Here is a 15,075-nt window from a genome sequence, read left to right as displayed (position 1 = left end):
AAAGCCGGGCCCCGTTGGGCCCACAATCGGCCACAATCGAACAGCTCAATTACGGGACAACCAGGGCGGCCGGCGGGTCCCGGTCGCGGGTGGCGGCGGGAGACGGGCAGGGGAGATCGCGCGCACCGCCGCGCGTCGAGTAGCGTTGCCGACCATGCGTCTCGTCATTGCCCGATGCTCCGTCGACTACGCGGGCCGGCTCACCGCCCACCTCCCCTCGGCACCCCGCCTGATCCTGGTGAAGGCGGACGGCAGCGTCTCCATCCACGCGGACGACCGCGCCTACAAGCCCCTCAACTGGATGTCCCCGCCGTGCACGCTGAAGGAGGGCACGGGCGAGGACGACGGCGTCTGGACCGTGATCAACAAGGCGGGCGAAAAACTGATCATCACAATGGAGGAGATCCTCCACGATTCCTCGCACGAGCTCGGCGTGGATCCCGGACTGATCAAGGACGGCGTGGAAGCACACCTCCAGGAACTGCTCGCCGACCGCATGGAGACGCTCGGCGACGGCTACACCCTCATCCGCCGCGAGTACATGACGGCCATCGGACCGGTCGACATCCTGTGCCGGGACGCCGAGGGGCAGACCGTCGCGGTCGAGATCAAGCGGCGCGGCGAGATCGACGGCGTGGAGCAGCTCACCCGCTACCTGGAGCTGCTGAACCGGGATCCCCATCTCGCCCCGGTGCGCGGCATCTTCGCGGCCCAGGAGATCAAGCCGCAGGCCCGCGTGCTGGCGACCGACCGCGGGATCGGCTGCCAGGTGCTGGACTACGACGCCCTGCGCGGCATCGAGGACGACAAGCTGCGGCTGTTCTGAGGTCGCTCCCAGGGGCCGGGTCCGTGCGCACGGACCCGGCCCCTCGCCTGTCACCGCCTCAGATCACCGTGCCGGCCGTCGCCGTGCCGCCGACGGTCGGCGTGCCCGCCGAGCCGCTCGTCACCGTCGGGGCCGACGACACCGGGCCGCTGGCCGAGTCGGAGGTGGACGGCGTGGACGGCGAGCTCGACGGGGACGGCGACGCGGACTCCGTCGGTGTGGGGCTCGACGACGTCGACGGCGTCGTCGACGGCCTGGGTGTGGGCGTCCGCGACGGCGGCCTGGTGGTCGGCGTCCGCGAGGGACTGCTCGACGCGGCGCCGCCGGAGCTCTGCGTGCCGCTCGGTTCGTCGGACGGCGCGGCGGTGTCCGCGGCGGGCGGGGTCGGGTCGTCGGACGTGCCGAAGGCGCCGTCCGGGCCCGGATCGGTCGGCCGGCTGGTCGCGGTGCCGGTGTCGCCGTCGGCGGTCCCGCTCTCGGGCTGGTCGGCGCCCAGGCTGCCGTCGTCGAGGCCCTGGCCGGCCGACGGGTTGACGCCGACCTGGTCCGAGGGGGTGTCGGCGTTGTTGTCGGAGGTGGCGCCGAGCGTGACCACGGTGCCCAGCACGGCGGCGAGCAGGGCGCCCGCGCCGGCCGCGACGAGGTTGCGGCGGGCGATGCCGCGCAGTCCGCCGCGGCGGGACTTCGCCGGGCCGTCGGAGGGGTCCCGGTGCACGACGTAGGGCTCGGCCGGCGACTGGAACGGGGCCCCCGCCGCGAACCCGGCCGGCACACCGCCGGCCGGCGACCGCGACTCCTCGGAGCCCGCGTCCGGCACCTCCTCACCCGTGGTCGCACCGAGCGCCGCCCGCGTACCGGGCCCCGGGTCCGTACCGGGACCGGCGGCGGGCGGGCCGGAGCGGTCGGTGACCAGGGCGAGGGCGCGGCGACCGGTGACGGCGCCGCGCTTGTCGGCGGCCGCGCCGCGCAGGCCGACGGACGCCTCCAGCTCGGTGCGGGCCCGGTCGAGTTCTCCGCCGCACAGCGCGAGGACGCCGAGCTCGTGGTGGAAGTAGGCCTGTTCCGACACCTCGCCGGCCAGCCGGGAGGCCTCGGCGCCGGAGCGCAGCGCCCGCTCCCAGGCGCTCCAGTGCAGCCCGGCGGCGAACGCGGGCGCCGCGGTGCGGGCCAGCTGCACGGCGACGCTCGCCTCGCCGTCGAGGGACGCGGTGGTGGCCGGCACGAGGACGGCGAGGGCGGCGAGCAGGGCGTCGGCCTCGGCGCACACGCGCTCCGGGGTGACCGACGGGTGTCCGGCCCACCAGGCGTAGTGCCGGGCCGCCGTCAGGGCCTGTGCCTCGGCGGCGTCGGCGTAACCGGCGGTCTCCAGCTGGGTGAGCACCCCGGCGGCGAGCCGGTAGCGGGAGCCGACCGGCAGGGCCAGCCCGCTGCTCACCAGCTCGCCGAGGGCGGCGTCGGCGTGGGTGTCGCCGACGAGGGCGGGCAGATGGGCCTGGTGCGGCACCTCGCCGCCGAGCACGACGGCGAAGCGCAGGGCGGCGCGGGCGGCGGGGCTGAGCCGGGAGGCGAGCAGCCGGGCGGGCGCGGCGGCCTCACCGAGCGAGGGCAGCGGGGTCTCGTCGCCGTCCCCGGCGTCCAGGGGCATGTCGGCGGGGGTGCCGGGGGTGGCGTCGGCGAAGACGCCGAACTCGTCGACGGCGTCGGCGCTCGCGCGCAGCTGGTCCCGCTGCAGCAGCAGGGCGCCGGCCTGGACGAACCGCAGCGGCAGACCCTCGGACTCGAACCAGAGGTCGCCGGCCCAGTTGGCCTCCTCCTCGGTCAGCGCCCGGCCGACGACACGCTCCAGGATGTCCACGCCGGCGGCCCGCCCGAGACCGCCGAGGGTGATCTCCTCGACGCCCGCGTGGGCGGACGGCACGGGCACGTCGGGCGTGGCGCCGATCAGGAAGGCGCACTCGGGCGTCGCGTCCAGCAGGTCGTCCAGGGCGGCGCCGCCGAACTCGATGTCGTCGAGGACCACGACCGCGCCGACGTCCCGCAGGCAGTCGAGCAGATCCTCCCGGCCGGGGCGGTGCAGGGGCGCGTCGTGGACGGCGTGGAAGAGGTCGTACAGCAGGTCGTCGGCCGTCCGGCGGAAGCCGCTCAGCCGGACGACACCGTCCGGGGCGAGGTCCGCGCAGTCCTCGGCGACGACGTCGAGGAGGCTGGTGCGGCCCGAGCCGGCGGGGCCGGCGAGGCGCACGGACCGGCCGCGGGCGAGCAGCCGGACGAGGTCCTCGCGCACTTCCTGGCGTTCCAGGAGCGGCAGTGACGGCCGGGCCGGTCCGGGCGGGGCGGGCGGCCGGGCGGCGCGGGCCGCGCGGTCGCGTTCGTCCGCCGTCCGCTTCCCCGGGCGGCCCGGGCGCTCGCCCGGCGGGCAGACCTCGATCTCGCTGCCGTCCACCGGGTTGACGGTGAGCAGGTAGTCGCCGGTGACGAGCTGCACGGTGCGCGCGAGCGCGGGAGCGTGCTGGCCGAAGTCGGGTGTCAGGGGATCCCTGGGCGGGCGCTGACGCGGCGCGTTGCCGTCCTGGCCGTGCTCCTCGGCTCCCCGGCTGTTCGGGTCCATAGGTTCAAGCCCCCAAAAGCGTCGTGTGCGTGAGCCCCTCCCGGCCTTGCTGCACACCGCGCTGTCGCTTCTGGTCCGGGCCCGCTCGCAGGGGTGTCAGGCAGCGGGCGACCGAACCCTAAACCTTCGCTCAGTATCCACGACAGTCCGGGGTGCCGCGCCGCCCGAGACGTCACGGTCTCATGAGGAATGCGCGCGACGGGCCTTTCGGTGCCGAGCGCCCGGGTCTCCCCCGTCATCCGGTTCACACCGGTTCGAGCGGTCACACGCGGGGCAGTGACTCCACCCCGATGCCCCCCTCGATCGCCAGGATGCGGTGCAGCCGGGTGGCCACCAGCAGGCGCTGCATCTGCGGCGGTACGCCGCGCAGCACCAGGCGGCGGCCGCAGCGGCCGGCCCGCCGGTGGGCCCCCATGATCACCCCGAGCCCGGTGGCGTCCCAGGAGTCGAGTTCGGACAGGTCCAGCACCAGGTCGCCGGCTCCGTCGTCGACGGCCGAGTGCAGGACCGTACGGGCGTCCGCCGCGCTGCGGACGTCGAGGCGGCCCCCGACGACCAGCTCGGCGTGGTCGCCCCTGATGTGCATATGCGCTCCCCGTGATCGCGGTGGCGTACTCCGTGACGGTGGCTGTGCATCGTCTGACTGCCTCAGCGGCGGACTGGTTGCCGTCTGTAAGCGAACCGATACCAAATTCACCCCGGGGGGTGATTCCCCGGGGCTGGTGCGTGCGTGCGGTGCTGCGTACCGGGTTCAGTACGTGTAAAAGCCCTGCCCGCTCTTGCGTCCGATGTCACCGGCGTCGACCATCCGGCGCATCAGCTCCGGCGGGGCGAACTTCTCGTCCTGCGACTCGGTGTAGATGTTGCTGGTGGCGTGCAGCAGGATGTCGACGCCGGTCAGGTCCGCCGTGGCCAGCGGTCCCATGGCGTGGCCGAAGCCCAGCTTGCAGGCGAGGTCGATGTCCTCGGCGGTCGCCACGCCCGACTCGTACAGCTTCGTCGCCTCGACGACGAGGGCGGAGATGAGCCGGGTCGTCACGAAGCCGGCCACGTCCCGGTTGACCACGATGCAGGTCTTGCCGACGGACTCGGCGAACTCCCGCGCGGTGGCGAGGGTTTCGTCGCTCGTCTTGTAGCCGCGGACGAGTTCGACGAGCTGCATCATCGGCACCGGCGAGAAGAAGTGCACGCCGACCACCCGCTCGGGGTGCTCGGTGGCCGCCGCGATCTTGGTGATCGGGATCGCGGAGGTGTTGGAGGCGAGCACGGCGTCCTCGCGCACGAGCTTGTCGAGCGCGCGGAAGATCTCGTGCTTCACCTCGAGCTTCTCGAACACGGCCTCGACGACGATGTCCGCGTCGGCCGCGGCGTCCAGGTCGGTCGTCGCGGTGATGCGGGCGAGGGCGGCGTCGGCGTCGTGCGCCTCCATCCGGCCCTTGGCCACGAACTTGTCGTACGAGGCCTTGATGCCGTCGGTGCCACGCCTGAGTGCCTCGTCGGTGACATCACGCAGGACGACGTCCCAGCCCGCCTGCGCGGAGACCTGGGCGATACCGGACCCCATGAGTCCGGCCCCGATGACGGCGAGCTTCCGTGCCACTGTGCGACTCCCCTGATACGCGCTGTCGTCAGGCCCTGGCATTCTCTTCCCCCGTCCGCTCGATGGGTTGGGCCGGGCGTCACGGGACGGTCCTGGAACCAGGAGCTCACCGCGACGCCGCCGGGGAGGCGGGAAGGTCAAGCAGGGACCTATCTTCTCGGGCGGACACTAGCGCCCGCGGGGGGCGCAGCGGCCAGATTAGTAACGCGTTTCACGTCTCACGAGGTGAGATGCCGGTCACGTCCGCGGGTGCGGGGCAGTTGACGGGCCGTCGGCGGCCGCCGGCACCGCGCCTCGGCCACCGTCACCTCGCGTCGGGCGGCAGTGTCACGCTCCCGGTGAACGGGCCTCGGCCGTCGGCCCGCACCTCCTGGCTCACCGTGATGTCCCCGCCCTGGAAGGGGACGAGGAAGGTGAACGCGTAACGGTGTGACGTGACCCGGTACCCGTGGGCCCCGTCCAGCTCCCACGTCTCGGTGAAGCTCCTGAGTGTGATCCGGTCGTCGGTCGCCGTCACCCCGGCCTTGCGCAGCTGCGCCAGGGTCGGCTCCACCTCCCGCACCGCGCGCTCCAGCGCGGGACGTCCACGTGCGGCCGACAGCGCCCAGCCGGACGCGTCGACCCGCAGCCGGACGTCCCGGCCGCCGGCCCCGGTACGGCTCACCTTCGCGCTCTTCGCGTACGCCGCGAACGCGTCCAGCTCGGCCAGGGGGTCCTCCACGTCGTCGGCGATGCGGGCGTCGGTCAGCGGACCCTTCGTCCAGGCGCCGCCCTCCTTGACGTAACCCGTGCCGCCGACGACATACACCACCTCGGGCTTGCGCTCGCCCTTGCTCGTGGTGACCGTGCCGGTCTGCCGGAGCGCCACGGGGGCGGTGGTCCGGTGCACGGTCGCGGTGTACGTGGCACTCGACGGCGCCTGCCCCCGCATGACGGCGGACTCACTGCCGCGCAGGGCGAACGTCCACCCCTTCCCGGCCGCCATGGACTCCCGCGCCCGCGCGACGAACTCAGCGGCGGTCCTCGGCTCGGGCGAGCTCGCGGCTCCGTCCCCGGGTCGGGGTGCGCCGGTCGACCCGGTCCGATCCCGCGCCGCCGTCGGAGAACTCTCCTCCCCCGCCGGCCGCGACCCACCACCGGACGGGGAACATCCGGTCACGGCGACGGCCACGACGACCAGGACGACGGCAGCGGCGGACTTGCGTCCGCCCCGGCGGGGGCATGTTCGGGACAGCATGAATGAGCCCTTCGACAGGGGCGGAGGTCCGTTGGCGGCCCGTTTATACAGCAGCCGCCGACACGACGACCAACCCCCGGACGAACCGGTCCACACCGGCTCATCTCTCAGCCACCTGGCCCGTGGGCGATCGCCAGACAGCCTTCAGCAATGCCCGTCAGGGCTGTAGCACGGCCCCTCGAAATTCCAGTACGTAATCAGAGACGGAACCTGAGTCCAGGCGGACACTATCAATACCAGAAGTATTGAGCACAACAACCAGGCGACTTTCCACCTGCGAGACACCAACGCAGCGGCCGATAGAAAAAGGAGGGAAATCAACAGGACGAAGTTTGCCCCTACCACGTCGTCAGGATCGCTCGTAGGCCCGATCTCCTCACCGATGAAGGGAAGGCTGAAGGCGAGGCAGAAAATCGCGGAGACGTACAGACCTGCCGCAAAAAGGGCCCGAACCCACGATCCGGATCGACTTTTGGGAACAGTCACTTGTCTTTCCTCTCGTTCCACAAGGACGCGCAGATCGCCGGGTGAAGTCGTCCCCGGCACACTTTCCGGTCTGCGGGGCGTGGTAGCCGGCGAGGTGGGGTGGCCGCGCGACCGAGCGACTTTCCGATCCGGTGGCAGGCGTTGATGTGCCGGCCGGGATCGGGATGCCCGTGCCATTACGCGTCGTTGCCAGGTGCGCTGCACGCCACCACGCCCACCGTGTGCCCAGTGGCAGTGTCGGAGCAGGATCGGGGCCGCGCCGCCTTCCGGCCGGTGTGCATGCCGACGGAAAGGAGCGGCGGCCCCTGGCTTCACGCGGTCAGTCGTCCTGACGCAGCCCGGGCCATGAGGGACCGAACATGTCCGCGTACGGGTTGGGTTCTCCCGTGTCCGGGTCGAGGCCGAGCGGGAGGAGGCGTTGGGCCTCCCGGACGTGCGCGAAGCGGCGTACCCCGTCGTCGTCCGCCCACATGGGGTCGATCCCACCCTCGGTCGTGCCGTCCGTGTTGTGCTTGATCTGCGACAGGCGTTCGCCTCACGGGCTGTACTGGTAGGACTTGGTGAGCGTGCCGCCGCAGGAGTTTCCACGTCCCCTCGACCGTACAGGTGACGCGGAACAGCCGGCCGATCAACGTCTTCACCCGGGCGAGCGTCCACCGCTGGTCGGGCCAGCCGTGAGCCATCGGGCCACGGGACAGCTCCCGTCTGCGAGTTCACTCGAAATGCGCGACTTCGTGTCGCACCGATCAACGCCCACTGCTCGTCCGATAAGTCACTCGGATACGGCTTGCGTTCACTCACCCGGTCACATCACCAGATCAACAAGCACGGACCGGCAGATTCCGCCCCGCCGCCACACCATCAGGCGACAGCAGACCCCCCAAAGACTTACGAACCGCCCTCTCAGAGGAGGTGAGTCCGATACTGCGGAGCGCCGGGTGGAACCCACTCAGCGGTCCGCGGGCATGAGGCGCTGGAGTCTGTCCCACGCCGACACACTGCTGTCTCCCTCTGCTGAACTCGATCCGGTCATTGCTTCCGTCCGGTGGGTACCTGCCGCCCGGCTCGATCGATCCCGGTGCGGGCTACCGCTGCCGCAATGACGAACGAGGCTCCTGACCACTGCGCCACGTGCGGTGAGCACGAGCACACTGGCCAGGAGCCTCGCCTTGTCATGATCCCGGCTCAGCCACCCCTGTTACTCAGGTGGATGCGGGTTGAGCAGGGATCTCGGCCTCGGTCAGTCGCCGAACATTCCGGCGAACGGATCTGGCTCGCCTGTCCATGGGTCCAGCCCCTCCTTCAGCAGGCGCCGCTTCTCGCTCTCGGTCAGGAAGGCCGCAGACTGCCTTCCCCAAAGGGAGAGATCACCGAGGGGACAGTCGCCGAAGTCCGCTCGCAGCAGTCGCGAAATGAACTCCACCATTCCGCAGTCGTAGCGGCTCCACAGGTTGTCGTCCCGGTTGTACACCAGGACGGGCCACGCGCCGGGGTCATCGCCGGAAGCGTCCCAGCACAGGATGTCCGCACTGGAGTCCGCCGCCCACGCGATCAGCTCAGGCTCCGCCCTCACCAGCTCGGGTGACTTCTTCCCCCGCGCCCACGCGTTCCTGGCATTCACCGTCTCGTGGAGCATGCCACCGAACTCCGACTTCGGCAGGTCACCCTTCGGTTCCGGCTCCTGGACCACCAGATAGTTCTGAACTGTCCCAGAGCCGTACAGCCCGATGAACCACCGGTAGTCGGAAGGAAACTCCTTGCCCCACGACTCGCCCATCTGCGCCCAGTCGACCGATACATCGGGTTCGACCGTGGGCGGCATCAGCCGCTGAAGCGTCTCCCGTTCGGGCATCTCAGTCATTCTCTCCTCCTTCGCTGGGCCCGGTCATGACGTCGACCCGGTTGGCACCTGTTGACCGGTCTTCGGGTCGTTGAACATCCCGAGGTTCCGGCCTGCCAGGGTGTTCGAGACGAAGGCGTCGATCTGGATGCCGGTGGACCCGTCGGGGTTGGTCCCGTAGGCGGATATCCGGAATCCGAGGGGTACGGTTCTGCGCCAACTGTACGTGGGGGTCACCTGGTAGTAGACGGCCTGGCCTGCGTCGACTGCGGCCCTCACCTGGTTCTCGTAGTTCTGCATGTTGTTGGTTCCCTGCCGGGAGCCATCTTGTGGCGCATTCGCTCCTCGAGAGCAGGTTGCCAGATTCTCCAACTGGGTGCCCGACCCGCTCAGCTGCTTGCCGAGGAGATGGCAGGCATTGATGTTCTGGTCCACCGGATGAGCCCCGAGGAATCCGGCGGTGCGCTGCGCCCACCGGTACCCCGGAGGGGCGACCACCGACGTGTTCGTCCTCGTACCCTTGTGTGTGTCCAGGTAGGACTCGGTGAGGCAGGCGGTGACGCCCGTGGCGCGGTTTCCGTTCTTCTTGTCCAGGTCCCCGTGCTCGACCCAGCCGCCCGAACCGCTGCTGCAGTCGCCCCCGGTCCGGGTGTCGTCCTTCGGCCCCGGTGCTCGCGGCGTCGGCTTGGGAGCCGGCTCGGGCTCCTCCTCATCCTTCGCCTCGTCGGCGGTGTCGTCGGAGGTGTCGTTCGCCACCTCGGTGGCGACGTAGGCCACGGCGGCGACGACGACCACCGCGGCCACGATGGCGACGCCCACCGGTCCCAGCGACAGCGCCGGCAGGGCCAGCGCGAACCAGTGCCCGTCCAGTTCGACGTTGCTGGTGGGGTTGCCACCGGTGAAGGCGTACCGGTTGCCGGTGAACGGGTCGGCGCCAAGGCCCATGTCCGCCAGGGCGCCGTTGTACATGTCCCGGGTGGTGAAGCGGTTCAGGCCCGGGTCGTAGTCGCGGAAGCCCATGTCGTAGGTGCCGGACTGGGCGTCCCGCCACCGTGGTCCGTGGCGCCCGGCTCCCCGGGCACAGGACCGTCGAGGTCCCGGTGGGCCGGGATCCGCTCATCAGCATCGTGCTCGGCGACGACGGCGGCACCGCGCGCTGCGCCCTGGCCGTTCGCGGCCGGCACGTCCAGAGCGCCACCGCCACGGGGAACTTCGGCCGCGCCACCTGCTCCGGCTCCCTTCCCGCGGCCGCGGGCGCGAAGCAGGGCTGAATCCGGCCGCCGCCCTTCCCATCCCCCTGTCCGTCTCCTTTGCCACCCGTACCCGACCAAGGATCACCTCGTGCAGTCAGAAGCATCCGTGCCGTCCCGCTCCCGGCCTTCCCCGGCCCACGTCCACAGGTTCCTCACCACGGCCGCCGCCGGCGGGGCGCTCCTCCTGGTCGCGGGCTGCGGAAGCGGTGGGGAGGATGCCGGGGCCTCCGGGCAGGTCGCCGCCGACGCCGGTTCCACCGGGACTCGCGGCGCCTCGCCAACCGCCGACGCCGATGCGAGGCGTCCCCGTCCCCGTCCCCGTCCGCTTCGGCTTCCGCATCGTCGTCCGCCTCCGCGTCCGCCAAAGCCGGCGCCGGCACCTCCGCGAAGGGGACGGCGACCGCAACCGGCGGTGCCACGCGGACCGGCACCGGCGGCACGCAGGGCGCCACGAACAGTGCCCCCGATTTCCCCGTCCCCGTCGACGTCGGCGACGCCACCCAGGTCATCACCGTCAAGGCCGGCGGCTCCTACGCCACCGTCACGGCCTGGGCCAGGGGGCCCTCCGGCTGGAAGGCGCAGTTCAGCACGAGCGCCGGGCGGGTCGGGTCCAACGGCGTGACGAACGGAGCGACCCGGCAGCAGGGCACGTACGCCACGCCCAGCGGCACCTACACCATCACCGAGGGGTTCGGCGTCCAGGCGGGCGGCACGAGCATGCCGTACCACGTGGTCGGCTCCGACGACTGGTGGGTGGAGGACCCGGAGTCGAAGTTCTACAACTCGATGCACGGCGAGGCGGGCGCCGACTTCCCGCTCACCGAGGCCGGTGACCGGGGCAGCGAGCACCTGATCAACTACCCGACCCAGTACGCCAAGGCCCTCGTCATCAACTACAACCGCTGGCCCGCCGTCCCGGGACGGGGCGCGGGGATCTTCCTGCACGTCAACGGGACGGGAGCGACGGCCGGTTGCGTGTCGGTGCCGCGCGCCACGATGGACGGCATCATGTCCTGGATCCGCCCCGCCGCCCACCCCCGCATCGCGATCGGCTGACCGGCCCGCCCAACGTGACGGCCGCGCCACCCGACGTGACAGTGGCCGTGACAGTGGGCACACGAGCACTCCGGACGGCCGGGGCGTAACTACGCTGGTCACATGGTCAATCTGACGCGCATCTACACCAGGACCGGCGACAAGGGCACCACCGCCCTCGGTGACATGAGCCGGGTCGCCAAGACGGATCTCCGGATCTCGGCGTACGCCGACGCCAACGAGGCGAACGCGGTGATCGGCACGGCGATCACGCTGGGCGGCCTGGAGGAGGAGGTCGTCGAGGTCCTCGCCCGCGTCCAGAACGACCTGTTCGACGTGGGCGCGGACCTCTCGACGCCGGTGAAGGAGAACCCGGAGTTCCCGCCGCTGCGGGTGGAGCAGTTCTACATCGACAAGCTGGAGGCGGACTGCGACCGCTTCAACGAACGGCTGGAGAAGCTGCGCTCCTTCATCCTCCCGGGCGGCACTCCGGGCGCCGCGCTGCTGCACCAGGCCTGCACGGTCGTCCGCCGTGCCGAGCGTTCGACGTGGGCGGCGCTGGAGGTGCACGGCGAGACGATGAACCCGCTGACCGCCACCTACCTCAACCGCCTCTCCGACCTCCTCTTCATCCTCGCCCGCACGGCGAACAAGTACGTCGGGGACGTGCTCTGGGTCCCGGGCGGGGAGCGTTGACGCTCACCTCCGAACGGCGGTCGAAATCCGGTCGGTGACGACCGGAACGAGACCAACCCCTCGGTGATGACCAGACGAGACGCACCCGTTCGGCGACGAACGGGAGGAGATCGAGCGGCCCGCGACCTTCCCCTGCCGGGACGGCGCGGGCCCGCGGCGTTCATGGGGCGTGTCTGACGAAGACGCACGTCAACCGCCCGACCGGCACGCAGGAGCCGTGTGCACATGCCGCCAAGCAAGCGCTGCCGCAAAGGAGTTGAGGCGCGGGGAACCGGAAGCAGAGTGGTCCAGACCTATTGACCCCGTGGTCCAGACCTTTCTATTCTCGCGGCACTGCGGATGTGATGGCTCAGTCACGTCCACAACAGCCTCTCCCCCATAAGGAGGCGCAGCATGCGCTTCAGACACAAAGCCGCGGCAGGATTCGCCACCCTGCTACTCCCCTTCGCCGGCCTCGTCGGCCTGGCGAGCCCCGCTCAGGCCGCCACCTCGGCGACGGCCACCTACGCCAAGACCCAGGACTGGGGCGCCGGTTTCGAGGGCAAGTGGACGGTGAAGAACACCGGCACCACGACGATCAGCTCCTGGACCGTGGAGTGGGACTTCCCCTCCGGCACGAAGGTCACCTCGTCCTGGGACGCCACGGTCACCAACACCGCTGACCACTGGACCGCCAAGAACCTCAGCTGGAACGGCTCCCTCGCCCCCGGAGCGTCGGTCAGCTTCGGCTTCAACGGCACCGGCTCCGGCTCCCCGAGCGGCTGCAAGCTCAACGGCGGCAGCTGCGACGGCGGCACGGAGGTTCCCGGCGACGCGGCCCCGTCCGCTCCCGGTACCCCGACCGCCTCCGGCATCACCGACACCTCGGTGAAGCTGGACTGGTCGGCAGCCACCGACGACAAGGGCATCAAGAACTACGACGTGCTGCGCGACGGCGCCAAGGTCGCGACGGTGACGACCACGTCGTACACGGACAGCGGTCTCACCAAGGGCACGGACTACTCCTACACCGTCCAGGCCCGGGACACCGCTGACCAGACCGGTCCGGTCAGCGGCGCGACCAAGGTGACCACCACCGGCGGTGGCGGCGGCAACCCGGGCGGCGGCGCCCAGGTCAAGCTCGGCTACTTCACCAACTGGGGCGTCTACGGGCGCAACTACCACGTGAAGAACCTGGTGACTTCCGGCTCCGCCCAGAAGATCACGCACATCAACTACGCCTTCGGCAACGTCCAGGGCGGCAAGTGCACCATCGGTGACGCCTACGCCGACTACGACAAGGCCTACACCGCCGACCAGTCCGTCGACGGCGTCGCCGACACCTGGGACCAGCCGCTGCGCGGCAACTTCAACCAGCTGCGCAAGCTGAAGGCCCAGTACCCGCACATCAAGGTCCTCTGGTCCTTCGGTGGCTGGACCTGGTCCGGCGGCTTCCCCGATGCCGTGAAGAACCCGGCCGCCTTCGCCAAGTCCTGTCATGACCTGGTCGAGGACCCGCGCTGGGCCGATGTCTTCGACGGCATCGACCTGGACTGGGAGTACCCGAACGCCTGTGGTCTGACCTGTGACACGACCAGCGCGAGCAACGCCTTCAGCTCCATGATGAAGGCGATGCGTACCGAGTTCGGCAACGACCTGGTCACCGCGGCCGTCACCGCCGACGCCTCCAGCGGCGGCAAGATCGAGGCCGCCGACTACGGCCCCGCCACGCAGTACCTCAACTGGTACAACGTGATGACGTACGACTTCTTCGGCGCCTGGGCGAAGAACGGTCCCACCGCTCCGCACTCGCCGCTGACCTCGTACGCCGGCATCCCGCAGCAGGGCTTCAACTCCGCTGAGGCGATCGCGAAGTTCAAGGCGGCGGGCGTGCCGGCGAGCAAGCTGCTGCTCGGCATCGGCTTCTACGGCCGCGGCTGGACCGGCGTCACCCAGTCCGCCCCCGGCGGTACGGCCACCGGCCCGGCTGCCGGCACCTACGAGCAGGGCATCGAGGACTACAAGATCCTGAAGAACTCCTGCCCCGCCAACGGCACCATCGCGGGCACGGCGTACGCCCACTGCGGCACCAACTGGTGGTCCTACGACACCCCGGCCACCATCGGCTCCAAGATGGCCTGGGCCAAGAACCAGGGCCTCGGCGGTGCCTTCTTCTGGGAGTTCAGCGGTGACACCGCGAACGGCGAGCTGGTGAGCGCCATCAGCACCGGCCTGAGCTGATCCGCCCCTTCCCCAACCCCCGCCGCGGGCGGCCTCCGGGCCGTCCGCGGCGGGCTTTTTCATGCGCTGAACGGGGGCACCGGCGGCGGACGCCGGCCCGTGGCGGCAGCCGTCGGACCACACCCACCCTCACCCGGACCCGGTCCGGGATCCCCCGGCCAGCGGGTGAACACTGCTACGCCACGTTCACCCTCCCCCAGACTTCGTCCGGGGGGACCCCCATCCAACGGTGAACACTGCTACGCCACGTTCACCCTCCCCCAGACTTCGTCCGGGGGGACCCCCATCCAACGGTGAACGCGGCTACGCCACGTTCACCCGTTGGCCGGGCGGGGCTGCCTCCAGCCAGGCGAGGAAACCGGTCAGCGCGTCGTCGCTCATGGCGAGTTCGAGGCGGGTGCCGCGGTGGAGGCAGGTGAGGACGACGGCGTCGGACAGGAGCGCCAGCTCCTCCTCGCCCTCGGGCAGACGGCGGCCGGCGACCTCGATCGCCGCGCGCTCCAGGGTGCGCCGCGGCCGGTAGGCGTAGGAGAAGACGCGGTACCACTCGATGCGGTCGCCGTTGTAGCGGGCGACGCCGTAGCTCCAGCCCTTGCCGCTGGTGTCGGGCCTCTCCGTCACGTCCCAGCGCAGACTGCAGTCGAAGGTGCCGCCCGAGCGCTGGATGAGCCTGCGGCGCAGGCCGAAGACGAACAGCCCCAGCACCACGAGGGCGACGACGATTCCGCACACAGTCAGAGCGAGGACCATCGGCACCGACCTCCTCGTCTCCTAGGTACCCGTACAGGTAACGGAACGGAAAAATCATCCAGATCTGCCTCAGCCGCGGCGGGCACCGGATCGCTCCGGTCCCAGCCGCGGCTGAGTGACGTCATCGCACGGCGCGCTGTGGTCAGCGCGCCGCCGCTGCCCGCAGTCGTACGTCGGCACGGCGCAGCGCGTGCGCGTCGGCCTCGGCCTGCGCGCGCTCGCGCGCCCGCTCCGCGCGCTGGACATCGATCTCGTCCGAGAGCTCGGCGATCTCTGCCAGCAGGGACAGCTTGTTGTCCGCGAACGAGATGAAACCGCCGTGCACAGCGGCGACGACCGTTCCACCATCACTCGTACGGATGGTCACCGGGCCCGATTCCAGCACACCGAGCAGCGGCTGGTGACCGGGCATGACGCCGATGTCGCCGGACGTGGTGCGCGCGACGACCAGGGTGGCCTCGCCGGACCAGACCTCTCGGTCGGCCGCGACCATCGCGACGTGCAGCTCAGCAGCCAAGGGTGGC

14 protein-coding genes and 2 pseudogenes are annotated in these 15,075 nt (G+C 70.8%); 5 read left to right on the top strand and 11 right to left on the bottom strand.

Going from position 1 to position 15,075, the window contains the following annotated elements; genetic code table 11:
• Positions 1–154: 154 nt before the first annotated feature.
• Complete coding sequence (gene nucS / locus VKA29_RS15860) at positions 155–826, top strand: endonuclease NucS (protein ID WP_324786232.1); 672 nt, start codon at positions 155–157, stop codon at positions 824–826.
• A gap of 58 nt (positions 827–884) precedes the next feature.
• On the opposite strand, the gene VKA29_RS15855 is transcribed toward nucS, so the two are convergent.
• The 9 genes and pseudogenes from VKA29_RS15855 to VKA29_RS36990 all read right to left on the bottom strand — a co-directional run.
• Entirely contained in the window at positions 885–3,434 is a 2,550-nt protein-coding gene (locus tag VKA29_RS15855; RefSeq protein ID WP_324786231.1) for an ATP-binding protein, read from the bottom strand.
• A gap of 262 nt (positions 3,435–3,696) precedes the next feature.
• Positions 3,697–4,020, bottom strand: coding sequence for an STAS domain-containing protein (locus VKA29_RS15850; protein WP_003997851.1), 324 nt, complete (start codon positions 4,018–4,020; stop codon positions 3,697–3,699).
• 165 nt (positions 4,021–4,185) lie between these two features.
• Complete coding sequence (locus VKA29_RS15845; RefSeq protein WP_324786228.1) at positions 4,186–5,034, bottom strand: 3-hydroxyacyl-CoA dehydrogenase family protein; 849 nt, start codon at positions 5,032–5,034, stop codon at positions 4,186–4,188.
• 304 nt (positions 5,035–5,338) lie between these two features.
• Positions 5,339–6,019, bottom strand: coding sequence for a hypothetical protein (locus VKA29_RS15840; RefSeq protein WP_324786226.1), 681 nt, complete (start codon positions 6,017–6,019; stop codon positions 5,339–5,341).
• 1,057 nt (positions 6,020–7,076) lie between these two features.
• On the bottom strand, positions 7,077–7,229 hold the full coding sequence (locus tag VKA29_RS15835; protein ID WP_324786224.1) for a hypothetical protein: 153 nt from the start codon (positions 7,227–7,229) through the stop codon (positions 7,077–7,079).
• A 58-nt stretch (positions 7,230–7,287) separates the two neighbouring features.
• A pseudogene (locus tag VKA29_RS15830) lies at positions 7,288–7,461 on the bottom strand (winged helix-turn-helix domain-containing protein); the annotation flags it as partial.
• Between the two features lie 536 nt (positions 7,462–7,997).
• Complete coding sequence (locus VKA29_RS15825; RefSeq protein ID WP_324786222.1) at positions 7,998–8,618, bottom strand: SMI1/KNR4 family protein; 621 nt, start codon at positions 8,616–8,618, stop codon at positions 7,998–8,000.
• Positions 8,619–8,642: 24 nt separating this feature from the next.
• A complete protein-coding gene (locus VKA29_RS15820; RefSeq protein ID WP_420718500.1) occupies positions 8,643–9,353 on the bottom strand; it encodes a DNA/RNA non-specific endonuclease in 711 nt (236 codons plus the stop codon).
• 102 nt (positions 9,354–9,455) lie between these two features.
• Positions 9,456–9,641: pseudogene (locus tag VKA29_RS36990) on the bottom strand (RHS repeat-associated core domain-containing protein); the annotation flags it as partial.
• A 56-nt stretch (positions 9,642–9,697) separates the two neighbouring features.
• Between VKA29_RS36990 and VKA29_RS15815 the strand changes: the two are divergent.
• From VKA29_RS15815 to VKA29_RS15800, 4 genes are all read left to right on the top strand, one after another.
• On the top strand, positions 9,698–9,868 hold the full coding sequence (locus VKA29_RS15815) for a hypothetical protein (RefSeq protein WP_324786220.1): 171 nt from the start codon (positions 9,698–9,700) through the stop codon (positions 9,866–9,868).
• A gap of 600 nt (positions 9,869–10,468) precedes the next feature.
• Entirely contained in the window at positions 10,469–10,906 is a 438-nt protein-coding gene (locus tag VKA29_RS15810) for a L,D-transpeptidase family protein (RefSeq protein ID WP_324786219.1), read from the top strand.
• Positions 10,907–11,008: 102 nt separating this feature from the next.
• On the top strand, positions 11,009–11,581 hold the full coding sequence (locus tag VKA29_RS15805; RefSeq protein WP_324786218.1) for a cob(I)yrinic acid a,c-diamide adenosyltransferase: 573 nt from the start codon (positions 11,009–11,011) through the stop codon (positions 11,579–11,581).
• A gap of 393 nt (positions 11,582–11,974) precedes the next feature.
• Complete coding sequence (locus tag VKA29_RS15800) at positions 11,975–13,801, top strand: glycoside hydrolase family 18 chitinase (RefSeq protein ID WP_324786217.1); 1,827 nt, start codon at positions 11,975–11,977, stop codon at positions 13,799–13,801.
• A 303-nt stretch (positions 13,802–14,104) separates the two neighbouring features.
• Here VKA29_RS15800 and VKA29_RS15795 read toward each other — a convergent pair whose 3' ends face one another.
• Both VKA29_RS15795 and VKA29_RS15790 read right to left on the bottom strand, forming a co-directional pair.
• The gene (locus VKA29_RS15795; RefSeq protein ID WP_324786216.1) at positions 14,105–14,551 is read right to left on the bottom strand and encodes a DUF2550 domain-containing protein; all 447 of its coding nucleotides are present in this window, start codon (positions 14,549–14,551) and stop codon (positions 14,105–14,107) included.
• Positions 14,552–14,693: 142 nt separating this feature from the next.
• Positions 14,694–15,068 (bottom strand): F0F1 ATP synthase subunit epsilon, encoded by a 375-nt coding sequence (locus VKA29_RS15790; RefSeq protein ID WP_324786214.1) that lies wholly within the window; start codon positions 15,066–15,068, stop codon positions 14,694–14,696.
• Positions 15,069–15,075 lie beyond the last annotated feature (7 nt).

Source organism: Streptomyces sp. H51 (genome assembly GCF_035656535.1).
GTDB lineage: Bacteria > Actinomycetota > Actinomycetes > Streptomycetales > Streptomycetaceae > Streptomyces.
The sequence above is the reverse complement of the archived record's forward strand: the minus strand, read 5'-3'. Positions and strand labels throughout refer to the sequence as shown.